The organism is Campylobacter concisus (genome assembly GCF_902460705.1).
Taxonomy (GTDB): Bacteria; Campylobacterota; Campylobacteria; order Campylobacterales; family Campylobacteraceae; genus Campylobacter_A; species Campylobacter_A concisus_Z.
The window spans coordinates 442998-467733 of the sequence record NZ_CABPUP010000001.1 but is presented as its reverse complement, the minus strand read 5'-3'; the positions used below and the strand labels follow the sequence as shown (position 1 = coordinate 467733).

General features: G+C 37.7%; 24 protein-coding genes. 2 read left to right on the top strand and 22 right to left on the bottom strand.

What is annotated here, in order from left to right; all coding sequences use genetic code 11:
* From xseA to lpxB, 22 genes are all read right to left on the bottom strand, one after another.
* Positions 1-1167 carry an exodeoxyribonuclease VII large subunit gene (gene xseA / locus F3G75_RS02380; RefSeq protein ID WP_149716408.1) on the bottom strand — a complete coding sequence of 389 codons (1167 nt, stop codon included), beginning with the start codon at positions 1165-1167 and terminating at the stop codon, positions 1-3.
* Positions 1160-1882 (bottom strand): bifunctional demethylmenaquinone methyltransferase/2-methoxy-6-polyprenyl-1,4-benzoquinol methylase UbiE, encoded by a 723-nt coding sequence (gene ubiE / locus F3G75_RS02375; protein ID WP_149716407.1) that lies wholly within the window; start codon positions 1880-1882, stop codon positions 1160-1162. Before ubiE ends, xseA begins: the two co-directional genes overlap by 8 nt.
* A 12-nt stretch (positions 1883-1894) precedes the next feature.
* Entirely contained in the window at positions 1895-3301 is a 1407-nt protein-coding gene (locus F3G75_RS02370) for a CYTH and CHAD domain-containing protein (RefSeq protein ID WP_223154369.1), read from the bottom strand.
* Positions 3302-3440: 139 nt separating this feature from the next.
* Entirely contained in the window at positions 3441-3851 is a 411-nt protein-coding gene (locus tag F3G75_RS02365; RefSeq protein WP_149716406.1) for a Fur family transcriptional regulator, read from the bottom strand.
* Positions 3852-3923: 72 nt separating this feature from the next.
* Positions 3924-5750 (bottom strand): 1-deoxy-D-xylulose-5-phosphate synthase, encoded by a 1827-nt coding sequence (gene dxs, locus F3G75_RS02360; RefSeq protein WP_149716405.1) that lies wholly within the window; start codon positions 5748-5750, stop codon positions 3924-3926.
* On the bottom strand, positions 5743-6606 hold the full coding sequence (gene fliH, locus F3G75_RS02355; RefSeq protein ID WP_149716404.1) for a flagellar assembly protein FliH: 864 nt from the start codon (positions 6604-6606) through the stop codon (positions 5743-5745). The genes dxs and fliH overlap by 8 nt, the downstream gene beginning before the upstream one ends.
* Positions 6603-7634 (bottom strand): flagellar motor switch protein FliG, encoded by a 1032-nt coding sequence (gene fliG, locus F3G75_RS02350; protein ID WP_021091747.1) that lies wholly within the window; start codon positions 7632-7634, stop codon positions 6603-6605. The genes fliH and fliG overlap by 4 nt, the downstream gene beginning before the upstream one ends.
* Positions 7634-9331: a flagellar basal-body MS-ring/collar protein FliF gene (gene fliF / locus F3G75_RS02345; RefSeq protein WP_107776351.1), complete on the bottom strand. Its 1698-nt coding sequence runs from the start codon at positions 9329-9331 to the stop codon at positions 7634-7636. Before fliF ends, fliG begins: the two co-directional genes overlap by 1 nt.
* Before the next feature lie 4 nt (positions 9332-9335).
* Entirely contained in the window at positions 9336-10433 is a 1098-nt protein-coding gene (gene hisC / locus F3G75_RS02340; protein WP_149716403.1) for a histidinol-phosphate transaminase, read from the bottom strand.
* The gene (pheA, locus tag F3G75_RS02335) at positions 10433-11512 is read right to left on the bottom strand and encodes a prephenate dehydratase (protein ID WP_149716402.1); all 1080 of its coding nucleotides are present in this window, start codon (positions 11510-11512) and stop codon (positions 10433-10435) included. The genes hisC and pheA overlap by 1 nt, the downstream gene beginning before the upstream one ends.
* Positions 11496-12719, bottom strand: coding sequence for a diaminopimelate decarboxylase (gene lysA, locus F3G75_RS02330; RefSeq protein ID WP_149716401.1), 1224 nt, complete (start codon positions 12717-12719; stop codon positions 11496-11498). The genes pheA and lysA overlap by 17 nt, the downstream gene beginning before the upstream one ends.
* Before the next feature lie 55 nt (positions 12720-12774).
* Positions 12775-13839, bottom strand: coding sequence for an LptF/LptG family permease (locus tag F3G75_RS02325; RefSeq protein WP_149716400.1), 1065 nt, complete (start codon positions 13837-13839; stop codon positions 12775-12777).
* A complete protein-coding gene (pth, locus tag F3G75_RS02320) occupies positions 13836-14384 on the bottom strand; it encodes an aminoacyl-tRNA hydrolase (RefSeq protein ID WP_103582284.1) in 549 nt (182 codons plus the stop codon). Before pth ends, F3G75_RS02325 begins: the two co-directional genes overlap by 4 nt.
* An 11-nt stretch (positions 14385-14395) precedes the next feature.
* Entirely contained in the window at positions 14396-14932 is a 537-nt protein-coding gene (locus tag F3G75_RS02315) for a 50S ribosomal protein L25/general stress protein Ctc (RefSeq protein ID WP_021091684.1), read from the bottom strand.
* Positions 14933-15049: 117 nt separating this feature from the next.
* Positions 15050-16042, bottom strand: coding sequence for a transaldolase (locus F3G75_RS02310; RefSeq protein WP_149716399.1), 993 nt, complete (start codon positions 16040-16042; stop codon positions 15050-15052).
* A 6-nt stretch (positions 16043-16048) separates the two neighbouring features.
* Positions 16049-16675 (bottom strand): phosphoserine phosphatase SerB, encoded by a 627-nt coding sequence (serB, locus tag F3G75_RS02305; RefSeq protein ID WP_085658146.1) that lies wholly within the window; start codon positions 16673-16675, stop codon positions 16049-16051.
* Positions 16676-16683: 8 nt separating this feature from the next.
* A complete protein-coding gene (locus tag F3G75_RS02300; protein ID WP_085658145.1) occupies positions 16684-17181 on the bottom strand; it encodes a chemotaxis protein CheW in 498 nt (165 codons plus the stop codon).
* A gap of 9 nt (positions 17182-17190) precedes the next feature.
* Positions 17191-19545, bottom strand: a complete 2355-nt coding sequence (locus tag F3G75_RS02295; protein ID WP_149716398.1) for a hybrid sensor histidine kinase/response regulator — start codon at positions 19543-19545, stop codon at positions 17191-17193.
* An 8-nt stretch (positions 19546-19553) separates the two neighbouring features.
* On the bottom strand, positions 19554-20507 hold the full coding sequence (locus F3G75_RS02290) for a chemotaxis protein (RefSeq protein WP_021091802.1): 954 nt from the start codon (positions 20505-20507) through the stop codon (positions 19554-19556).
* The gene (locus tag F3G75_RS02285; protein WP_149716397.1) at positions 20507-21298 is read right to left on the bottom strand and encodes a UDP-2,3-diacylglucosamine diphosphatase; all 792 of its coding nucleotides are present in this window, start codon (positions 21296-21298) and stop codon (positions 20507-20509) included. The genes F3G75_RS02290 and F3G75_RS02285 overlap by 1 nt, the downstream gene beginning before the upstream one ends.
* 64 nt (positions 21299-21362) lie before the next feature.
* Positions 21363-21848 (bottom strand): transcription elongation factor GreA, encoded by a 486-nt coding sequence (gene greA, locus F3G75_RS02280; protein WP_149716396.1) that lies wholly within the window; start codon positions 21846-21848, stop codon positions 21363-21365.
* A gap of 3 nt (positions 21849-21851) precedes the next feature.
* Positions 21852-22886: a lipid-A-disaccharide synthase gene (gene lpxB / locus F3G75_RS02275; RefSeq protein ID WP_149716395.1), complete on the bottom strand. Its 1035-nt coding sequence runs from the start codon at positions 22884-22886 to the stop codon at positions 21852-21854.
* Positions 22887-22988: 102 nt separating this feature from the next.
* On the opposite strand from lpxB, the gene surE reads away from it, so the two are divergent.
* The gene (surE, locus tag F3G75_RS02270; RefSeq protein WP_149716394.1) at positions 22989-23765 is read left to right on the top strand and encodes a 5'/3'-nucleotidase SurE; all 777 of its coding nucleotides are present in this window, start codon (positions 22989-22991) and stop codon (positions 23763-23765) included.
* Positions 23755-24405 carry a tRNA threonylcarbamoyladenosine dehydratase gene (locus F3G75_RS02265; RefSeq protein WP_149716393.1) on the top strand — a complete coding sequence of 217 codons (651 nt, stop codon included), beginning with the start codon at positions 23755-23757 and terminating at the stop codon, positions 24403-24405. Before surE ends, F3G75_RS02265 begins: the two co-directional genes overlap by 11 nt.
* Positions 24406-24736: the final 331 nt, after the last annotated feature.

Here is a 24736-nt window from a genome sequence, read left to right as displayed (position 1 = left end):
TTACTCCTTGATAATTGCTTTTTTATGTGTATTTTGCGAGATAAGCTCAATCTCATCATTCAAATTTAAATCCATAAGATCGACTCTCTTGCCATCTTTTCTAACCTCGATAAGCCCCTTCGTGCTCTCAAAAAAGAGCTCCCTCATCTCATAAGCCTTCTCTAGCGAGCCAAGTGCCGAGCCAAGGACTAAAATTTTTCTTTGCATGGCATTTGCTAGGGTGTTTTGCTTATTTGTCACCTCGCTAAATTTTAGCTCGATCCTAGCTTTTAGAGCATTTGATGAAAATTTAGAAAGTAGTAAATTTAATAAATTTTGCTTCTTTGTGATCTTTAAATTTAAAGCGCTATCAAGATCGTCGCTGAGCCTATCAAGATACTGAAAAAAAGCCTCTTCATCAGGCAAAAGATCTAGCATGGCTGCACTTGGTGTAAGCGATCTGCGGTCTGCTACAAAGTCACTTATAACGTAGTCTATCTCATGTCCGATAGCACTTATGACTGGCGTTTTGGTGGCGTAAATTTCACGTGCTAAGCCCTCGTCGTTAAAGCACCAAAGATCCTCTTTGCTGCCGCCTCCACGAGCTAAAACGATCACATCAACGCCGTATTTATCGGCTCTTTTTAAAGCTTTTATAAGCGAGCTTGGGGCATTTTCACCTTGAGTTAGCGCGTCAAATATATAAATTTCGCTTAGTTTCCAACGGCTCGTCACTACCTTTAGCATATCCTGAAGCGCTGCCGAAGTGGCGCTTGTAACAAGGGCTATTTTTTTAGGTAAATTTGGTATCTCTTTTTTTGCACCTATGTCAAAAAGCCCCTCATTTTCGAGCTTTTCTTTAAGCTGCCTAAACGCAAGTTCAAGCTCACCCTCGCCATCAGGCAGCATCGTACTAGCCACTAGCTGATAGGAGCCGCTTGGCGAGTAAATAGTCACTTTGCCATAAATTTTTACTTTTAGCCCATCTTTTGGCAGAAATTTCACCTTTTGGTTGTTCATGCGATACATCACAGTTGATATGCTTGACTTCTCGTCCTTTAGCGTGAAGTACCAGTGCCCAGAAGCGTGCTTAGTAAGGCGCGAAATTTCTCCGCTTACCTCGACATAGTCAAGTGTGGCTTCAAGCAGTGCCTTTGCTTTTTCGTTTAGCTCAGAAACACTAAGCATTGATTTCTCTTACCTTTTTAGCGATAAATAGCGTCGAGATGTCCATACTAAAGCCCTTACAAAGCTCTATCTCAAAGCCAGCTTCGGCTAGCTCGTCGCAAAAGCTCTTTGCGTCCAAGAAATTTTCGATCGAGCTAGGCAGATACTCATATGCCTCTTTGTTTTTTGAGATAAAGCCACCAATTTTTGGCAAAATTTTACTTAGGTAAAAATCTCTTAGCGAGGTTATAAGCCCCTTTTTCTGGCGTTTTGTAAATTCAAGCACGACTACGTAGCCATTTAGAGCAAGTACTCTGTTAAACTCCCTAAGCGCTGCCTTTCGCTCGACCACGTTTCTGATACCATAGCTTATACTTAAAATTTGAGCCTCACCACTTGCAAGCGTCGTGTTGTCAGCGTAGGCCTCTATAAATTTAAAATTTGGAAATTTCGCCCTAGCCTCTTTTAGCATGCCGCTTGATGGATCGATACCAGTAAGGCTTTTTACCTGCACGCCAAATTCCTTTGAAATTTCACTCCAAAGCCCCATCATATCGCCAGTGCCACAAGCCACATCCACGATATTTATGCTTTTATTTTTAAAAATTTCTAGCATATATCTGCAGGCAAATTTCCTCCAGCTCACATCCACACCAAGGCTTAGCACTCTGTTTGCGACGTCATAAGTCGGAGCGATCTGATTAAACATATCAACGATTTTTTCTTGTTTTTGCATAAATTTGCCCTTTTATATGTAGTAAATTTTTAAATTTCTTGAAATTTTGCGAGTTGCTTTTATAAATTTAAGACGCTTTTTTAGTATCTCTTCTCTACTTTTATAAATTTGTTTGTAAATTTTACTCTCGAGCCTCTCTTTATCTGGCATTTCTGGAAGCCTTTTAAGGATACCGAGCCAGACGTCATAGTCTTGAAGATCACCAAAAATTTCTTGCATCTGCTTTAGCTTCTCTTCATACTTTTTAAGCCCCTCAAAATAGAAAATTTCACATAAAAACTCGTATGTATATCTCATCTTTTTAAGCTCTATCCTAAGATCATGAAAGCTCTCATTTGGGCAGTCTTGATTAAGGCTTTTTAGCCTTTTTTGAGCTAAAACCAAAAGCGTTCTAAGCTTAAACGAACCAAGTCGCGAGAGGCTTACGTCAAAGAGTTTTGACTTATAAAATTCACCCTCGTTTAAAAATATCTCCCACTCTTTTAAAAATGCGTAGTTTTCTTCGTCGCCAAGGTAGCTTTTTACATTTTCATACTCTAAATCTAGAGCCTTTTTCACAAAATAGATAGGCTCGTTTGCATGTTTTTGCTCGTTTAAAAAGCTTAAAAATACATCCAAATCTCGCTTTTTGTTTGTCGAGTTTGCAAGCATTTTAAAATTCTCACCAAAAAAAAGTGTCACTTTCTCATCAAAAACGCCACTAAAAATTTTAAGGATCGATCTAACCTTTCTTAAATTTACGCGAAGCTCATGCAAAACTTCTTCATCTTTGTCTATCAAATACTGGCTTTTTAGCCTTTTTATTACTTTAAAAATACTAACAAAAAGGACTCTTAGCGCCTCTCCGCTTTTTAGATTTGTAGCAAAATTTGGCAGAATTTCTTTTTCTTTTATGATCTTATAGGCTTTTTTGTAGTCGATTTGTTCATTTTCATTAGCATGGATGGCAAGAAATTTGTTTTTATATCTTTTATCGCAAGTTACGTCACTTAGGCAAAAATTTTCTAAAAATGGTGGCAGCTTGAAAAAGACAGCTTCATTTTCATCACTAAATTCGATTTCAAATGTACAAAGCCCGTTTAGTTCATTTTTAAAAATATCGATATTACAAGGATTGTTATTTAGTTTAAAAATATATCTATCTTTTAAGATAACGCTACCGATGCGGTTTTTAAGAGCCTTTTTAAACTCCACTTTTTCGCAAAATTCTTCATTTTCTTCTCTAATTAGACCTTTGCCAATCTTTACAGTTTTTATAAATTTATCCTCTTCACTTCGAAAGCGGATCTCTTCATTTTGCGTTATCTTGGTATAAAATTGAGAAATTTCAAGATGTTTAAAGACTACTCCAGCTTCTTTTAAAAAATCTAGAATTTGAGAATTTTTGAGTAAAAATTTACGCTCTATCTCCAAACTCACATTTTTCTCCAAAATTTTTTGTTCATTTTAGCAAGTTAGTGCTTAAAACAATGAGAAAAATGCTAAATTTAGGCTTATTTTAAAAGTATTTTTATTAGGAAAAAGATGAAATTTATGCTGCTAAATAGCAACATAAATTTTATTTACAGTGTTTACAGCTTTTTACGCTAACTACGATGTTTAGACGTTCTATTATATTTCCGATCTTCTTTTCTAGCGCTTCTTGATATTTACCAAGCTCAGCATCATCGTAGCTCACGTCCTCGACGCTTCCACAGCTTTCACAGACAACATGGATATGTGGATATTCGTAGATGTCGTATCTAGCTTTTTGATTGACGATATTTACTTCAACTACAAGACCTTCATCTTTTAGCGTATTTAAATTTTTATAAACTGTTGCAAGAGAAACTGATGGGCTCTCTTTTAAAATTTCATCATAAAGCTCATCAATCGTTGGGTGCGTATGACGATCAAGAATTCTTAAAACGCTAAGGCGCTGTGGCGTGACTTTTAGTCCAGATTGTTTTAGCAATGATACATATTGCATAATGAAGTTCCTTGTTTTAGTTTTGCTTTATGCTAGCAAAAAAAATATTAAACGTTTCTTTATTAAATGATATTAATTATTCTCTAGTAAATTTTTGGTGATCTGATCGGCACTTATACCAAGGTACTTTTCGACCTCAGCGGTTGAACCATGAGGGATAAATTTATCTTCATACTCAAAGCTAATGACACTTATATTTGAGATTTTGTTTTCTTGTAAAAATGCACTTATTATCTCACCAATGCCGCCCTTTTTGGCACTATCACTAAAGATGTACCATTTTTTAGTGCGTTTTGCAAGATCCAGTAAAAGCTCACTATCAAGTGGCTTTGCAAAAACAAGGTCAACTAATACTACGTCAAGCTTGCCAGCTAGTAAATTTCTGACCAAATTTGCCCTGCCAACACCGTTGCCATAGCCTAAAAATACAATATCGCTCTTTGCGTCAGCTAAAATTTCACCCTTGCCAAACTCAAGTGGCTGAGCTTCAAACTCATCTCTTAAGATAAATGCCCCACGCGGATATCTAAATGCGCTAACGCCCTTGTAAGAGTAGGCAAATTCCATAACATTTTTCATGCTCTCTTCACATCTTGGGGCAAAAAGAACCATATTTGGCACAGCGTTTAAAAAGCTTATATCAAACGTACCCTGATGCGTTTCGCCATCTTCGCCCACGATACCAGCCCTATCCATTGCAAAGGTAATGTTTAAATTTAAAATAGAAGCATCGTGAATGACTTGATCATAGGCTCTTTGCATAAAAGTCGAGTATATCGCAACAAATGGCTTAAAGCCCTCTTTCGCCATGGCTGACATCGAGGTAACTGCGTGCTGCTCGGCTATCGCTACGTCCCAAAAACGATCTGGAAATTCTTGTATCAAAGCATCCATGCCAGTACCTGTTGGCATCGCAGCCGTAACACCAACGATATCGCTATGCTCTCTTGCCATTTTTAAAAGCTGTTCGCTAAAAATCGCCGTGGCTGACTTGTTTGACTGTCTTTTGATAAATTCGCCACTTTTTAGATCAAATGGTCCAACTCCGTGCCAATTTTCATAACACCCCTCAGCAAATTCATACCCTTTACCCTTTAATGTCTGCACATGCACGATGACTGGTTTTTTCATACTTTTTGCCGTCTCAAATGTGCTAAGAAGCGCTGAAAGGTCATGTCCATCAACTGGGCCTATATACTCAAGCCCAAGCTCTTCAAAAAACATACCAGGGGTTATAAGTCTAATGCCCTCTTCAATACGTCTAGCCATATATGCAGCTGAATCTGGCATATAGCTTAGAAATTTCTCAACCCTGCCCTTAAATTTTTGATAAAACTGCCCTGCCATCATCTGGCTTAGATACTTGCTGAGTGCGCCTATTGGCTTACTTATGCTCATCTCGTTGTCGTTTAGAATGATGACGCAAGGATATTTTCTATCCCCCAGCTCATTAAGCGCCTCATACGCCATGCCTCCACTTAGTGAGCCATCACCTATGACAGCTACTGGCAAGCGCTCTTCATTTTTTAGTTTTATCGCCTTTGCAGCACCAACTGCAAGCGAAATGGACGTCGAGCTATGACCTGCTACAAAGTAGTCAAATTTACTCTCACTTGGCTTTGTATAGCCGCTGATACCATTAAATTTTCTAAGCGTATCAAAGCTCTCCCAGCGTCCAGTTAGTAGCTTGTGTGCGTAGCTTTGGTGGCTTACATCGAAGATAAATGGATCTTTTGTCACATCAAAAATTTTATGCATCGCTACAATGATCTCAACTGCACCGATATTTGAGCTAAGATGACCGCCATTTTTGCTAACAGTGGCTAAAATTTTATCTCTGATGTCATGACAAAGTGCGTTTAGTTCATCAACATCTAAACTTTTAACGTCTTTATTCATTATTTACCAGCATTTTTAGTTTTTCTAGCCTTGTTTGCATAGTCGCATCGATATTGCCACCATCACTTATAATAACTACACCACCTTTGCTTATAGCATCATCAGCGCTTATTTTGACGTGTTCATTCTTGCTAAATTGCTCTTTTATATATTCGCTATCTTCGGGATTTACGCGAATTTCTATATTTTTAACATTACTTAGCTCTTTTATAAGCGAGCTTGCTAGATGATGAGCAATCTGATTTGAAGAGGTTGAAATTTCTTTATCGATTACTTCTTTTGCGATTTTTATAGCAGTTTGCCCGAGCTCTTCTTCGATCTTCTTTAAAAACTCATCAAATTTAACGTACTGCTCATCTAACTTTGCAGCTGAAGTGCTAAATCTAGCCTCTAACTCATTTATCCTTGCTTCATTTGCCGCATTTGCCTGGGCGATACCCTCATTTTTACCATCCTCTTTAGCACGAGAAATTTCAGCCTCAAGGCGTTTAGCAAATTCGCTCTCTTGATTTTCTATTTGCATTTGAAGTTTGATGATATTGCTACTTAGCTCATCTGTTTTTTTAAGCAGTTCTTCAACAAAGCTCGACTCGCCTGCTTGCTGTATTTGTGGACTTTGAGCCTGAGAAGCAAAGTGATTTTGCGAGTTTGTCTGCGTTTGGTAGCTAGCTTGAGGAATGAAATTTTCACCCTTTTGGCCAAAATTTTGCTCGCTTAACTCTTCACTAAGATTATTTTCCTCTATCAATACAGGAGCACTATCTGTGGCTCGCTCTCCAACTCCAAGCACCTTAAATCTGTAATTTTCTATAAAGTGAGCTGGAGAAGTCTCACTGGTTATTACGCTGCTTTTCATTCTATCATCTCATCTGCTTCGCCAACTTGGAATACACCTTGATCAGCTAGAGTTTGCACTGTCTCTACTATGCGTCTTTGAGCCTCTTCAACATCTTTTACACGCACTGCACCAAGATACTGCATCTCCTCTTTAAAGGCTTCTGCTGCACGCTGAGACATATTTGATAAAAATTTATCCTTTATGCCATCGCTTGAGCCTTTAAATGCGACCATAAGGTCTTTTTTGTCGACATTTTTAAGAATTTCTCTAATCGCAGTTGCATTAAGGTTAATGATATCTTCAAAGGTAAACATAAGCTCTTTAATAGTTGTTGCGAGCTTATCATCGCTTTGTTCAATGCGTTCGATCGTACTTTTGCTAGCCTTTTGTCCAAGTCTATTAAGCACTTCTGCCACAGCTCTTGGACCGCCAACTTCGACTTTATAAGATGTAAGACTTTCGAGTTTACCCTCAAGTACAGTTGAAACACGCTTAATCACCGATGGGCTAATATCACCAAGATTTGCCATTCTAATGACAACCTCGCTTCTTAGCTCATCTGAGAAAAAGCTAAGCGTTTCAGCAGCGCTCGTTGAGTCCATGTGAGCTAGTATTAGCGCGATGGTTTGAGGGTGCTCTTTTATGATAAAGTCTGCAAGCTGTTGTGGTTTTATCTTATCAAGATAGCCAAAGCTTTTTGAGTTTTCCATGCTTTTTGCAAGCTTGTCTAAAATTTTCTGAGCTGCCTCTGGACCAAATGTGCGGTAAAGAATTTCTTTTGCATACTCCAAACCACCACTTCTCATATATTGATTTGACTGCATTAATGCGTAAAATTCTTCTAGCACAGCACTTGCGACTTGCTTGTCTATATTTTTCGCAGTTGCGATATAGCCTGAAATTTCAGTGATGACATCAACATCCATGTGAGAAAATATAAGAGCAGTTGCCTCTTCGCCAAGCTGAATCAGCAAAATAGCAATCTTTTCAGGCATCGATAGATCATCATAAATCATTTTTTGCTTGTCATTTAGCTTTATTGACATCAAATTTCCTTACGCATATTAAAGTCGCTGTCATTTTTTACCATATCTTGAAGTAGCATTGCTATCTCTTCATTTCTCTCTGTGATGACCGCTCTCATTTTCTCAAGTAAAACATCGTATTTTAATTCATCTTCATTAAACTCGCCACTAAGTCCTAGTTGCTCTTCGACCTTTTTGCGAGCAGCTTTAAATTTCTCAAGCGTATCTTCAGCATCTACTTCAATATCTTCAAGTCCATCTTGAACTTGCTCCTCTTCTTCTTTTGTCTCTTCAAGCATCTTTTGCATAAATGGCACAATGACTTTTTTATAGAAGATGTAGAGCAACAATGCTGCAAAAATATATTTTAGTAGCGGCATAAATGGCACTACATAGTTATTCACAAAGCCATCCATCTTCTCGCTAGTGCTTATATCTTTGCCAGTTTTAAACTCAAAGTTATCTAAGCTTACTTCATCGCCTCTATTTTGATTGTAGCCGATTGATTGCTTGATCAAATTTGTGATTGACTCTCTTTGCTCTTTGGTAAGTGGGGCAAATTCAAGCTCGCCAGTTGGCTTACCGTCTTTGTCTTTTTTGCTCTGATAAAGTCCGTCTATAACGACAGCCGCACTCACTCTATTTATGCTAGCAAACTGCCCTTTGATGCTTGTCACTTTCTTTGAAATTTCATAGTTTGTCTGCTGTGAGCTTTTGTTGTACTGCTCTTTTAAAGTGCTATCATCAAGGCCTTGAACAGGGCCAATGTTGCTAACTGCACCCGGGACGCCACCTACTTCATTTGGTGCTGAGCCTTGGCGTTTTTCTTCGATATTGCTCTCGCTTCTTACGACGTTATTTGGGTCATAAACTTCACTTTTTGTATCTTTTTTGTCAAAGTCAAAGTCAATATTTACCTTTGCTACAACCTTATCTGCTCCGCCCACGATAGGAGCTAACACATTTACGATCTTTTGCTCGTAATTATTTTCAAACTCACGTTTATAGCGTATCTGCTGGGCTATAGCGTCACTATCAAACTCACCATCTTCATCGCCAAGTGCGACTCCGTCTTGATTTACGATTTTTACATTTTCTGTGCTTAAATTTGTAACAGAGGCAGCGACAAGGTTTTTAATACCAAAAATTTGCTTTGCATTTAGGCTAACGCCTGGCTTTAGCTCAACGACGATAGAAGCGGTCGGTAGTGCTTGTCTTTCAGTAAAGACGCTCTCTTTAGGGATAGCGATACGAACAGTCGCTTTTTGGATAGAAGAAAGACTCTCGATCGTTCTAGCTAGCTCGCCCTCAAGCGCTCTTTGAAATTTTACTCTCTGCTCAGCATCAGTCGCACCAAATTCTTGCTTATCAAAAATTTCAAAGCCGATTTTACTCTCTTTTGGTATTCCAAGCGTTGCAACAGCGATGCGCTCTTTATAAACATCACTCGTTGGCACAAGAATAGTGCCTTCGTTTGCTAATTTATATTTAATTCCATCTTTATTTAGCTGATCAAGTATTAAGGCTGAATCGTTTGGACTAATGTTTTCAAAAAGGACGCTGTAGCCTGCAAAATTTTCATTTTTGCTTTTATAAAGTGTTAAAAATACCAAAAATGCCACGACCAAGACGATCGAGCTAGCTGCAACGATTTTTTGCTTTAATGAAAGCTTTTGATAAATTTGACTTATTTGATGAAGTAATGCTTTAAAATCCATATTCCTACTTTAAAATTTGCTTTAACTCTTCAAAAACTCTATCATTTTGCCAGCTAAGGCCGATGGTGATTCTCACCGCATTTAAGGCGTAGCTTTTTAGATCTCGCAAAATTATACCCTTTTTTAGCATCTTTTCGCATATCTGGCTTGATTTTGGCTCGTTAAATTTAAAAGTTATGAAATTCGTATAGCTTGGGATAAATTCTATGCCATTTTGCTTTGCAAATTCCTCATATCTCTTCATCTGCTCGAAGTTGTTTTGCATAGTTTTTTGCACAAACTCATCATCATTAAGTGCTACTATCGCTGCTCTTAGGCTTGGAGTTGTGATGTTAAATGGGGCTCTTAGTTTTGAGAGAGCGCCTATGATCTCTTCATTTGCCACGCCGTATCCAACGCGCATGCCACCAAGTGCATAAGCTTTAGAAAATGTTCCAAGATAGATGGCATTTTTAAATTTTACCACCTCGCTTGGCTTTATCTCTTTTTTGCTATCTTTAAATTTTGCAAATTCATTGTAGGCACAATCAAGCACAACAAGCGTATTTTCATCAACGCTTTTTATAAATTTAAAGACCTCATCTGCGTCCAAACACTCACCCAAAGGATTGTTTGGCAAGCAAAGAAAGATGACAGAAATTTCATCTTTATGTGCATTATAAATTTCTAAAAACTCGCTCAAATTATGCTCTACACTCTTTGTGCGATAATTTTTTGCTCCAGTTTGCTTTGCATAAATTTCATACATTGCAAATGTCACGCCAGCCATCAAAACACCACTTTGCTTATTTGCCTTTGCGTGGAGTGCATACTCTATGATCTGATCACTTCCAGAGCCGATGATTAAATTTTTACTAGTTACGCCAAATTTTTTAGCCAGTCCTTCTTTTAACTCAAAGTAACTATCATCTGGATAGAGATACGCTTTTTTAGCGACCTCTTTTAGCGCCTCCTCTACGCGTTTGCTCGTGCCAAAAGGGTTTTCGTTGCTAGCTAGCTTTATCACATCTTTTGCCTCGATGCCAAACTCTCTAACTACAAGCTCAATAGGCTTTCCAGCCTCGTAATTTACTAGATCGTCTAAAAAGTCATTAAATTTCATTACTCATCTCCATTTAAATAGCTTCCAAGCCACGTTATCTCAGCACCGCCCTCTTTTGCGAGTTCAAAGGCGTTTTGCACCTTCTCATCGTCGATATGCCCTTCAAAGTCAAGGTAAAAAATTGACTTAAATTCACGCTGCTTTATAGGACGTGACTCAAGTTTTGTGATATTAATATTTTCATTTTTAAAGATAGAAAGTAGATCAGCAAGGCGTCCTGGACTGTGATCCGTCTTTGCAAGGATCGAAGTTTTCGAGTTTTCAACCTTGGCATTTTTAAAATCGCTTAAAATCAAAAATCTTGTTCTATTTGCCATATTGTCTTCGATCGTCTCATAGACGATTGGCACGTTATAAATTTTTGCTGCAATCTTTGAGCAAATGGCAGCTGAATTTCTATCCATTGATGCCATGTATGCAGCTGCTGCAGTTGATTTTGCTGGGACAAATTCAATTTCATTTAGCATATGATCTTCTAAAAATTTACGGCATTGATTATACCCTTGCGGATGTGAATAAATTCGCTTTATCTCTTTTAAATTTTCATTTATGCTAACAAAGCTGTGATGGATATCCACATAAAGCTCAGCAACTATTTTTATATCACTAAATTTACTCAAACAATCAAGCGTAGCGCCAACAGCACCTTCAGTGTTGTTTTCGATAGGCACGACGCCGTATTTCGCCTCTTTTTGAGCTAGCTTCGTAAAAACTGCCTCGATAGTAGCAAGTGGCAAATATGCACTCATCGCACCAAATCTACTCTGAGCCGCCTGATGCGTGTAAGTGCCTTCAGGCCCTAGATATACGATCTTTTGAGGCATTTCTAAATTTCTACTTACAGCAAAAATTTCAAGATAAATGGCTTCAATAGCGGCTTTATTTAAAGCTTTGTCTTTGCTAAGACTAGTTAGTCGGTTTATGATAGCTCGCTCACGCTCAGGACGATATATAGGCGTTCCGCTAGTTTGTTTTAGCTTGCCGATTTGTTCAACTAAAATCATTCTTTCATTTAGTTTATTTAAGATGAGATCATCAATCGCATCGATCTCTTTTCTAAGCTCATTTAGCTCTTGCATCAGCGCTCTCCAAAAATTCTCTCTCAAGTGCCACGACATCTTCAAAGCTCTCACGTCTTCTTATAAGCCTATCTTTGCCATCAAGCACGCAAACTTCAGCAGCTCTGTTTCTTGTGTTGTAGTTTGAACTCATACTAAAACCATAAGCTCCAGCACCTTTTACCACGATGATATCGCTACTATCGCACTCTGGCAGCTCTATATCTTTTGCTAAAAAGTCGCCACTTTCGCAAACTGGACCAACCACATCACATGGGCCTAAATTTTTATCCTTGCCATAAACAAAAATTTCATGATGAGCACCATAAAGGCTTGGTCTAATAAGATCATTCATCGCGCCATCAGTGATGACAAATCTTTTTTTGCCGTTAAATTTTTCATATAAAACGCTTGCGACAAAGTAGCCAGCATTGCCCACGATAAAGCGTCCTGGCTCGCAAACAATGGTCACGTCTTGACCTTTTAGTGCAGCTAAAATTCCTTGTGCGTAGTCGTATAAATTTATCTCTTTTTCGTCGTTATAGATGATGCCAAGTCCGCCACCAACATCGAAAAATTTGATATCTATCTCAAGTGCTCTTAGCTCTCTTAAAAGCTCGCTAACGATATTTGCAGCATCGATTATCGGGCTAAGTGATGTTAGCTGAGATCCGATGTGAAAGTGTATGCCAGTTGGCTCAAGAGAGTCTGAAGCCTTAGCGTGGATGTACATTCTTTTAGCTGTTTCGGCATCAACGCCAAATTTATTTTCATTTAGCCCTGTCGAGATATATGGGTGAGTTTTTGCATCGACACCTGGATTTACCCTAATGCTAATTCTTGCCTTTAAGCCTAGCCCTTTTGCGATCTTTTCAAGTCTTAAAAGTTCAGCAAAACTCTCGACATTTATGAGTAAAATCTCATTTTTTAAAGCCTCTTTTAGCTCATCATCGCTCTTGCCAACGCCACTAAAAATGATCTGATATCTCTTTGCACCTGCTAAAAGTGCTCTTTTTACTTCGCCAATGCTAACACAATCAAATCCAGCTCCAAGGTCAGCTAGAAATTTCAAAACACTTAAATTTGAGTTTGCTTTCACCGCATAGCAAATGAGAGATTTTCTAGCAAAAAATGCATTCTTTAGTGCTTCATAGCGGTTTTTTATGTGGTTAAAATCATAAATGTAAAGTGGGGTTTTGTATCTATTTGAAAGCTCTTTAAAATCCATAAAATAGCCTTTATTAAAATGGCTTGATTTTACAAAAAGCTTGCCAAAATTTGGCTTAACGATGCGATTTTATGAGATAAATGGCGTATGCAAAAAGTAAAATAACTGGCAAAACTATGCCAATCTCTGGCAAGATCACAGAAGTTTGTGCAAATTTTGCAAGAATAAAGAGCAGCCCCCAAACGACAAGAGTTATCACAACAAAAATAAAAGTCGAAAGTGCAAGATTAAAAAATCTACCAGTTACAGGCAAATGATAGTAAAAAATGAGTAACAAAAATGGTGCAAAAAATGGTGCGATAGCAAGGTTATAAAAAGCTGTTTTTGCGCTATCAAGGCCAATACCTTCATTTTTAAATGTTTTTATAAAATTTATCGCATCTGGGATATTAAATTTTGAGTTTTCAACACTAACAGCGCTTTCAATACTCTTTGGCTTAAAGCCTTTTAATGCATCTAAGCTATCACTTTGTATTTTATTAAAACCAGCTTCACCAAGCTCTAAAATTTGTGGCAAAAGGGTTTGATTAACATCTTTTAAGATCCATTCATTGTCTTTAAAATTAGCATGATTTGCAAATATAGTTGAGAGTAAATTTGTACCATTTATCTCAAAAATTCTAACATCATTTGCTATTTGATTAACAGAATTTAGCTCCTTTATGTAGATAAATTTGCCTTCAAATTTTAAAAATGAATCATTTGTACTTTTTGAAAAAGCCGTATTTTTAGCGATACTTTTTTGATAGTCGTGTGCATAGGCAAATGGAGTAAAATTTAAGCCAACATAAAAAATAGTTATAAAAAGTGCAATAAAAAATGGTGGAAAAATTAGACTATTTTTACTAATGCCAAGCGCATAAAAACTGATTAGCTCATTTGAACGAACCATATTTACATGTAAAATAATGAGTGCAAAAATGAGCGAAAGTGGTAAAACATAGCCAATAGCGCTAAGCGATGTAAGCCCAACATAAAGGAGCTGAAGGTTAGCAGATAGTGGCAGATCTTTTAAATTTGTAAGCAGATCAATGCCTACATAAAATAGTTCAAGCGCTAAAAATACGATAAAAAAAGATTTTATATAGACCCAGCCAACGTATCTGGCGTATAGTTTCATTTGATAAGACCTTTTTTTATCGTAAATTTTTGCGAGATTTCGTTGATGTCACTCTTTAGTAGTTCACAAACTGCATTTTTTGTATAGGCTAAAATTTCATCTAAAGCCTTTTTCTCCTCATCACTAAACTCTCCAAGGACAAAATTTTTAGCATCACCAAGGTGTCCAATGCCAACACGCACCCTTTCGTACTCGTTACCTATTAGTCCATCGATCGATTTTATGCCGTTATGCCCGCCGCTACTACCGCCTTTTTTAAATTTAACTGCACCAAAACTAAGATCAAGATCATCGTGTATTACGATTATTCTATCAGGTTTATAAAAGTCTTTTACCGCTTTTACACTTTGTCCTGAGAGGTTCATAAAGGTCGTTGGTTTTAGCAAGATAATGTCGTTAAATTTAAAAACTTCGCCTTGAAATTTAGCTGAGCTAACATCTTTGTAATTTGAGTCTTTTAGGAGATCTATAAGCATAAAGCCTATATTATGTCTAGTGTTTTCATATTTGGAGCCAGGATTTCCCAGCCCCGCTATTAGTGTCACAAAAGCCCTTTTTATTTAGCTTTAATAACTCCAAGTACCGCAACACGGTCAGCGTCTACAATAGTAACGCCTTTAGGAGCTGTGATGTCACGAACCAAAATAGTATCGTCGATGTCAAGTTTGCTTACATCAACGTCAAATGAATTTGGTAAATTTTCAGCTGTGCATTTTACGCAAAGACGTCTTTTTGATTGGATCAAAACGCCCTTGTTTTTAAGACCAATAGGTGTTCCAACTGGCTTAACTGGAATCATATATTTTGATAAAACGCCTGGAAGTGCTACTTTTAGATCTACGTGTTTAAGATCGCTTGTAACAACATCTCTTTGGTAATCAACAATAACGACATTATAAACTTTTCCGCCTACTTTTACATCAAAAGCAAGACTCTCTTTTTTGCGAGCCTCTTTAATAAAGTCATTTACTTTAAAAGCTGCTGCAACATTCTCTAATCCCTTGCCATAAATGTTGGCGATTAGATAACCATCTCTTCTCAAAGCCTTCGCAGACTTCTTACCGATACTCTCTCTAACGATTCCTTCTAACATCGTTTTCCTTTCATAAAAAATAGGTGCTGATTTTATCTAATGCTTTATAAATTTCAAATAAAGCTTGTTTAAGAATGATCACTTTTGCTGTTTTTGTATTAGCTTAGGCTTCTTTGTTTAAAGTGATTTCATAATATCATCAAATGCTGATACAAACTGCTTTAAACCGTCGCTTAATAAATCTTTATAAACGACATTTATATCTATCTCATTATTTTTTATAATCTGGAAAAAGCTTGAGATATTTTCTTTACTAGGTACATTTTTTGCCTCTGCTTTTTCTTTTATAAATTCTTTTATCGTCTCTATTGGTGCTGTATTTATAGAATTTTTATACATTAGCTCTCTAACATAATAATCCCCTCTTAAACCGCTACCTTTTACGCCTGTGCTTGCAAAAAGCGTTCTTACATTTTCTAGTCCAAAATCTTCAATCAGGTGATATATATTTGCAGCATTCATTATGCCGATTTGTCCCGTTGGCAAGCTCTTTGCAGCCATAACCTCATCAAGCTTTCTATCAAATCTACTTACAAAAACACTTATCACACCTTTTGGCATAGTAGTATCCATAAAGCGACTTGCATAAGCCTTACTGCCTTCTTTAAAAGCTTCAAGGCAGTTTTTAGCCTGATCTGGTGAGAATATAAGCGTAGCATTTACACTAATTCCCCTTGCCATAAGCGCACTCATCGCCTCATAGCCATCTTTTGTAGCTGGAATTTTTATCATAACATTTGGCATTGATATTAGATTATGAAGTCTGATACCTTCTTCTATCGTTGCAGCTGTATCGTCACTTAAATTTGGATCAACCTCAATGCTTACAAAGCCATCATCGTCGTTTGCATAATTCCTTAACATTTGACATGCGGCGATTTTTATATCTTGAGTAGCCAAAATTTCATAAAGATCTTTTGGGTGGCGTTTATTGCTAGTTTCTATTATCTTTTTATAAGCAGGTGAAGCAAATGCTGTTTTAAAAATAGCTGGGTTGCTTGTAGCACCGTTTATAATATTATTTTCTAATAAAGAGTTAAATTCGCTTTGTAAAAAATTTCTCTCTATAAAATCACACCAAAGAGAGAATTTAGCTTCGTTGTCATACATTAATTTCTACCTTATAAATTTTAAAATTTCACGCAAATCTTTAACATCAACACAATGTGTCGCTTCTTTTTTTAAGATATCTTTTGCACAAAATGCAATGCTAAGGTCGCACTTTCTAAACATCGATATGTCATTGGCCCCGTCCCCAACACACATTATCTCGTCCTTGCCTAAATTTAATAGTCCACACAAGCGGTCAATCATATCTCCCTTTGAACTACCAAACATCATTTCTCCACCAACTTCACCACTTAAAATTCCATCTTTATGATGCAAGATATTTGCAAAATTTGCATCAAAATTAAGCTTTTTTTGCATTACATCGGTTGCATTGTGAAATCCACCGCTAAAAACCACAACTTTGATACCTTTTTGCTTTAAAGCCTCTATTAGCTCGCCAGCTCCAGGCATTATGGGTAAATTTTTGCAAATTTCATTTACTTTTAAAAGTGGCAATCCTTTTAAAAATTTTACTCTTTTTGTAAGACTTTCAAAAAAATCAAGCTCACCGTTCATCGAACGCTTAGTTATATTAGCTACCTCTTCGCTAGCATTATTAGCGGCGGCGAGAATATCTATTGTCTCGCCGTCCATTATTGTAGAGTCAAAGTCAAAAACACAAAGTTTTATCAAGCTATACCCTAAAAATCACGTTTTAAAAGGCTTTCAACCTTCAAGATCGTAAGGATATTTTGATCACGCTTACCGATACCATAAATCATGCCTTTGTCTTTTACTAAAGTCTCTGGTGGCGGATCGATCCTATTGCGGTCTATTCTAATAGCCTCCGTCAAGCGGTCTATCACAAAGCCAGCGATATTATCCGCATCTTTCATAACGATATATCTTGTGCTTGGGCTTTGTTTTGTGACATTTAGTGAAAAACGCTTACGCAAATCAATAAGCGGAATAACATTTCCACGTAGGTTAAATACGCCAAGAACATAATCAGGTACACTAGGAACACGTGTATATTCAATAGGTTTGATTATCTCTTGGATATTTAAAATAGGTATCGCGTACTCTTCCTCACCGACAACAAATCCTACTAGCTGAACTATATCCTCATTATTTTTTAACTCAGGACCATTTATTTGCTGTTTTTGTTTACTTAAAACTTGATTTAGTTTATTGTTCATCCCTTACCCCTAAGCTAATTTTATATTCTTTCTAACGACATTTTCTAGGTACTCGGCTGAATATGGTTTTGTAATATACTCAGTCATTCCAACTTCTACGCCACGTAATCTATCTGTTTTTGAAGTCCTTGATGTAACAGCAATAAGTGGTAAATTTCTGTACTTAGAGTATTTTCTAATTTCGCCAGCTAGTGTATATCCATCCATTCTTGGCATCTCAATATCTATCAAAATCGCATCAAAAGAGTGCTCTCCGGATTTTACGATATTTAATGCCTCAACACCATTTGTGGCTTCTATTATCGTTACCCCAGTTGGTTCAAGCGCTTTTTGCATGATAGTTCTATCCATTTTTGAGTCATCAACTATCAAGACTTTATAATCGCTTGGTTTTTCCTTTGCTTTTGTGCTATCTTCTATTTCGGCCCTAATATCTACCTTGATATCTTTTGCCATCTCCATCATAGCACCAACATCGATAATCAATGTCACACGACCATCACCTCTAATAGTCGCTCCAGCAATACCTGGGATATTTTGTAGATAATCACCCATTGATTTAATAACAATCTCTTCTTGTCCAACCAAAGTATCGACGATAATACCTAGTTTCGCTTCAGCAACACCGATTATTACGACATAGGTTTGCTCTCCACCATCAAATGCTTTTTCTACACCAAATACATCAGAAAGTCTAACAAGAGATAAGACTTCATCTCTTAGCCTTAGTACATTTTTGCCATCGATCGTGTAGATATCATCAATCGGCACACGAACAGTTTCAAGAACACTAGCAAGTGGGATAGCGTAAAATTCTTCTTGCGTTCCAACAAGTAGTGACTGAATAATCGCAAGTGTGAGTGGAATTTTAAGCTTCATAACTGTGCCTTTTCCAACTTCACTTTCAATATCAATGATACCATTTAGTTTTTCGATATTAGTCTTAACAACGTCCATACCAACACCACGACCAGATACGTTTGTAACTTTTGCCGCAGTTGAAAATCCTGGTCTAAAAATAAGTCCAAATGCCTCTTTTTCACTCATCGCATCAGCTTCACGCTCAGTGATGATGCCTTTTTCTATCGATTTAGATTTAAGCATATCAGCGTCTAAGCCTTTACCATCATCAACTATCTCAACAACAATATGATTGCCTTCATTGTAAGCTTTTAGTTGAACGAGGCCTTTTTCAGGCTTACCTGCTGCTTTTCTTGTCTCAGGATCCTCGATACCGTGATCGCATGAATTTCTGATGATGTGTACTAGCGGATCGCCGATCTCTTCTACGATTGACTTATCAAGCTCGGTCTCTTCACCTGAAATTTCAAGATCGATTTGTTTACCAAGATCGCGGCTAAGATCGCGTATCATACGTGGGAATTTATTAAAGACTTTTGCTATTGGTAGCATTCTTGTCTTCATAACGGCAAGCTGAATATCAGTCGTTACCAAGCTTAGACTTGAGACTACTTGATTTAACTCTTCAAGGAATTTCTCACCCTCATATCTCTCTTCCACATCATCATAAATTTTTAACAAGCGGTTTTTACCAAGAACAAGCTCACCAATTAGATTCATTAAGTGATCAAGTCTTTTTACCTCGACGCGTATAGTTTGTTCCTGAGCCACTGCACCGCTGCTTGCTGCTGGGACCTTTTTATCTCCATCCTTTTCTTTACTCTCTACTTTTGCAGCTGGAGCTGAAGTGCTACTTGCAGCTGGAGCTATCTCGCTAGGAGATTTTGGGGCTATGCCTTTTGAAGCACGTCTTGCTTGATCCTCAGCCTTTCTAACTTTTAAGAGTCTTTCTATCTCTGCTTCGACTTCTGAATCACTTAGCTTTGAAAGTTCAGCATCACTTATCTCTGGTGCTTCTTCGGCAGGTGCGGCTGGTTCTGACTCTTGTGCCGGTTCTGGTACTGGCTCAGCTACTGGCGTGGCAGGAGCTTCAGGAGCTGCTGCTGGAGCTTCGCCTTCAGAAATTTGGGTAAGTCTTGCACAAATGTTTTTAATATCAATGCCAGCAGCTGTATCATTTCCATGATCTCTAATGCTGCTTAACAAGCCTTTCATCATATCAACTGACTCAAGAACTACGTCCATAATATCTGGAGTGATCTTTAGCTCGCCTTTTCTAGCTTTATTTAAAACATCCTCCATATGGTGAGTAAGCTCTGTTAAAACATCAAAATTTAAAAAGCTTGAGCTACCTTTTACTGTGTGAGCAACGCGGAAAATTCTATTTAATAATTCCAAATCTTCAGGGTTTGACTCAAGCTCAACAAGGTCGTGATCTATCTGCTCAATAAGTTCGAAAGCCTCTATTAAAAAGTCTTCCATTATTTCTTTCATATCATCCATGTTTCACCTCATTTTGCAGATTTAGAATGTGCTTCAATAACTTTTAGCACTTCTTGATAAAATATGCTTGCATCAAATTTTGTAAGATACGCCGCACCACCAGCTTCTTTGCTCTTGATTTCGCTAAAATCATTACTCAATGAGGAGTTAAATACTATTGGAACTTCTTTAAATCTTTCATCGTTTTTAAGAGTTGAAGCAAAGCGGTATCCATCCATCTGTGGCATTTCGATATCACTTAAGATAACTCTAAGCTCTCTTGATAAGTTATCTCCATATCTTTGATAAAGCTCTTCCATTCTCTCCAAGCCCTCAACGCCGTTTTTAGCCTCAACTACGCTAAGTCCCATCTTCTCAAGTGCATCTTTTACTAGTTTTCTAGCAGTTGAGCTATCATCTAAAACCAAAGCAGCACCTTTTAATTTTTGATCGTCTGTTACATCAAATTCGATCTTTGGCGAGTAAATTCCAAGCTCTTCAACAATGCTTTCAAGATCAAGGATAAGTAAAACTTCATCATTTTCTATTCTTGTCACGCCTGTTATTTTGCCTTTGTCTAAAGCGCCAGAACCTGAAGCAAAATTTGCAGGCTCGATATCTTTCCAGCTTATACGCCTGATCCTTTTTGCCTCATGGACAATAAAACCGATCAAAATACCACTAAACTCAGCAATAATAACACGTGGCTTTATAACTACGCCTTCGGTTGGCTCGATAATATTCATCCATCTTGCCAAATTTATAACAGGGATCACCACGCCCCTTAAATCAAAAATTCCCTCGATATACTCAGGAACGCCTGGAAGCTCTGTAAGATTTGGCATCTTAATGATCTCCCGCACCTTTGCGACATTGACTCCGTATATTCCTTCATATACTTTGTTTTCGGTCTTTTTAAAGATACGAAAATCAACAAGTTCCATCTCGTTTGAGTCCGTTTTTAGTACGTTATCTCCAAACATCAATGTCCTTTCAAACTCATTTTGAGCAAATTTAATTTTTGCTGGGCGTATTCTACAACAAAATAACTTTGCTCACATGCAAAACAAGGTAAATTTATATAAAACTTATCGTAAATGTTAAATTTCTCGCCTTGATGATAGTGTCCCTCTATCACGATATTAGCCTCATATCCTTGCAAATGCTTGCTCATTAGCTCCTTAAAATTAGGAATTTTATAGTCTAAATTTTTCTTGGTAAGTTTGGCTAGTATTGCTTTTGATATTTTAAAATTTAAAAATTTATCCAAAGCATTCATAAATTTTAAAAACCATCTAAGACGCAAAAATCTAAGTGCATATTTATCTATAAAAGGTAAAAATATATCACCATGCGCGATCTGAACGCGCTCTTCATTGATCGTTTTAAAATTTGCTGGCTGATCGTAAATATCATAAACCCTAACGCTTTTATAACACAGCATCTCGCGTCCATTCCAAATTTCTCTTGTTTTATTAAATAAATTTGAAAGTCTAAAGTCGTGATTGCCCTCAAAATAAAAGATCTCTATTTTTTCTGAAATTTTATTTATAAGTCTCAAGTGCTCAGCGTAAAATTCTCTTGTATATTCGCCCTCGCCCGTTAGAAAGTCAAACATATCGCCTAACAAAAAAATTTGTGGCGGCTCTTTGATCTCCCCGCTATCAACAGCTCTTAAAAATTTTAAAAAGCCATTTCGGTTTACGTTTTCATGCGCATCAGCTAAAAAGATCGCGCCCTCTTTTATAATGGGGGCATATAGATATTCGCTCAAATTTTGCCTTAATTAAAAATTAGCAGAGCCAAAAAAGCAGTTTCTGACTCTTTGTCTCATCTTTTTAGTCAAATTTTATAGGCTTGTAGCAAATTTTTACGATCTCAACGTCGCTTCTGCCTTTTGGTAAATTTAGCACCACTTCATCGCCCTCAGCCTTACCCAAAAGCTGCTTTGCAAGTGGCGAGTTTATCGAGATATAGCCTCTATCGATGTCGCTTTCGCTAATGCCAACTATCGTATATGTATGCTCTATTTCAGTTTCCTCGTCCATTATCGTAACACTTGAGCCAAACCTAACTCTATCGTGTTCATAGCTACTTGGATCGATCACTTCAGCATTTGCCAAAAGTGCACTAAGCTCAGCGATCCTAGCGTCTATAAAGGCTTGTTTTTCTTTTGCTGCGTGATACTCGGCGTTTTCTTTTAGGTCGCCGTGACTTCTTGCGATATCTATCTCAGTTACGATTTGAGGACGCTGTACTAGCCTTAGATCCTTTAGCTCAGCTTCTATCTTCTCGTATCCGTGCATTGTCATTGGTTCACTCATTTTTTACTCCATATTCTTTAAAATTTTTACTACATTTTTACTGCTGCCATGCCCTAAATAAGCTCTTAGTTCATCGCAGCATTTTAAAAATTTTTGCCTATCGCAGCTCTCATAAGCTCTAAATAAATTTTCAGCCGTTGCAAACTCTTGGATAAATTCCTCATGAAGTGGCTCTTTGCCCATAAAGTCAAACATTATATTTGCAAGTCCAGCGTACTTGATCTTTACAAATTTTCTAGCGATGAAAACATCTATCGCTTTTGCCTTATATGCTAGCACAAATGGTGTGCCAATGAGCGCTGCTTCAAGCGTAGCCGTACCTGAGCAAATAAAGGCAAAATTGCTCTCATACAAAGCTTCAGGCGTATTTGAGACGACCTCAAAATCGCTTACATCGCCATAAATTTCGTCCACTTTATCAAGCAAAAATGGTGGCACGACAAGCAACCTTTTTGCTTCTATCTTTTTAGCAAGCTCTCTATAGACTGGCATAAGCCTTGAAATCTCTGACCTTCTTGAGCCTGGCAAAAACGCCACTTTGCCACTACTGCTTAGGCTAGTTTTTTTAAGCTTTATCTCATCCATCAAAGGATGTCCCACGTAGGTCGAACGGCTATAAAATTTCGCATCAAATGGCAAGATCGAAGCTAGGTTGTCACAGTACCTCTCAATCACGCTCACTCTTTTTGGCTTCCATGCCCAAACTTGAGGCAAGATGTAATATGTCACGGCTGCTTTTGTGCCAGACTCTTTTATCGCTTTTGCAAGAGGTAAGTTAAAAGCTGGGCTGTCTATTAAAAGCACGGCATCAGCCTCTTTTGCCATCTGGCTCATCACTTTCATCGCTTTTTTTGCTTTAAAAATGAGTGGCAAAACCTCAACAAAGCCCATCGCTGAAAACTCGCTACTTTTCATATATGGCGTGCCAAGCTCTTCGCTAAAAATTCCCATAAGCTCAAATTCACCCTCGAAATTTTTCAAAATTTCTTTTAAATGCAAATTTGCTGATGGCTCAAGAGCGGAGACTAAAATTTTCATTTACACACTTTCATCAGGTCTTTTTTTAGGGGCATTATACGCAAAAAATCTTTAAAATTTTAAGAAAGCTGTGATAAAATCCAAGCCTTTAAAGGATAAAATTTGAAAGAAATTTTGATAACAAATGATGATGGATTTGAGGCGGCTGGCTTGTTTGCTTTAAAAGAAGCTTTAAGCGAGCTAGATGGCGTGAATGTCACGATCGTTGCTCCAAGCTCTGAAAAATCAGCCTGTGCTCACTCTTTGACGCTCACAAGGCCACTTAGATTTATAAAACTTGATGATAACTTTTTTAAACTCGATGACGCAACGCCCAGCGACTGCGTCTATCTCGCACTTCACGCACTTTATAACAAAAAGCCAGATCTAGTGATAAGTGGCATAAATCACGGAGCAAATTTAGGCGAAGATATAACCTATTCTGGTACGTGTGGAGCGGCGATGGAGGGGGTTTTGCAAGGCATTAGAAGTATCGCCTTTTCGCAGTTTTATGCAAATAATTCATTAAATGAACTTGGCTTTGAGCTAGCAAAAGAGGTGGTGAAATTTATCGTACCAAAGGTGCTAGAGGGTGAAATTTTGCTAAATGCAAGGGAATTTTTAAATGTAAATATCCCGGCTGTAACAAGCAAAAATTTCAAAGGCTACACCGTCGTACCAGCTGGCAAACGCACCTATGCTACGCATGCTACGCTTAATCGCAACCCAAGAGGGATCGAGTACTACTGGCTTGGAAACGCTGCGCTTGAATACGAAAAGGGCGAGCCAAGTGACATCAGCAAAGTAAATGAGGGCTTTGCGACGATAACGCCCATAAAACTAAATATGACTTCATACGAGAGCTTGGAGAGCCTAAAGGGGAAATTTGATGCAAAATGATAGATTTACAAGGATAAGATGGCTCTTTGGCGAGGATGGTTTTAGTAAGCTTCAAAGTGCGAAAGTGCTAGTTTGCGGAGCTGGTGGTGTGGGCGGAATGTGCGTGGATGCGCTTGCTAGAAGCGGGGTCGGAAGCATCACGCTGATTGATAAAGACATCTTTGACGTGACAAATCAAAATCGCCAAATTTACAGCGAAAACGTTGGTGGCGTAAAGGTGGAGGAGTTTGCCAAAATTTATCCTTGTATCACGCCTATTCAAGCACTGATCACGCCAGAATTTATTGCTAACTTTGACTTTAGTAAATTTGACGTGGTGATCGATGCGATCGATGATATCACTGCTAAGATCGCCCTTGCAAATGCGGTAGATCCTAGCAAATTTATAGCCTCTATGGGTGGTGCAAAAAGGATCGATCCAACCAAGATAAAGGTGGCTAGCGTGTGGAAAACCTCGGTCGATCCACTAGCTAGAAAATATAGATATGAGCTCAAAAAATCAGGCTTTAGCGGCAAATTTGACGTGGTCTTTTCAACAGAAGAGCCACTTTGCAAGCCACTTGGAAGTTTCATGGGCGTGACTGCTTGCTTTGGACTAAATTTAGCTTCACTGGCTGTTAAAAAGATAGTTGGGCAGTAAGTCAAGAATTTATTCTCCAAGCAAAATTTTAAATTAAAGCTGGCATTTTGTGGATATAAATTTAATAGCCAGCTCTACAAAACACGAATTTAATAATCCAAGATGAGAATCTAGCAAATTTTAAAATTTATGGGCGAGTAATTTCGGCTCTAAAATTTGAGATAAGCGGTAAGCGAAGCCAAATTTTAGTAATCAATTCTTGCGAGTAAATGAAAGTTTAAAATTTACAAAATGGCTTGATTAAATTTGCAATTTTTTATTCAAAATGGAGGCAAGGGGACTTAAATTTTACTTCTCAGGCTCGCAACTGCGTGGCAGACACTAAGTCCAT